Here is a 236-nt window from a genome sequence, read left to right as displayed (position 1 = left end):
TCCCCTCCCGGCGGGAGAGCTCCGCCAGGGCCACCAGCACCCGGGCGCGGGCCGGGGCGTGGGTGTCCAGAAGCTCCAGGGCCTCCCCGGCGGCCCGCCTCGCCAGCCTCTTCCGTCCCAGGGCCAGGTGGCAGAGGGCCATCTCCGCCAGGGCCGCTCCCCTCCGGGCCCCCTCCCCCGCTAGCTCAAGGGCCTCCTCCAGGACCTCGCTTCCTTGAGCGGGCTTCCCCAGAAGC

At 76.3% G+C, this 236-nt stretch carries 1 pseudogene; it reads right to left on the bottom strand.

From position 1 onward, the window contains the following. Nucleotides 1-236, bottom strand: a pseudogene (locus ACYQ0J_RS13680) (tetratricopeptide repeat protein); the annotation flags it as partial.

This window comes from Thermus sp. FJN-A (assembly GCF_054655095.1).
This window is presented reverse-complemented; position numbering and strand designations above follow the sequence as displayed.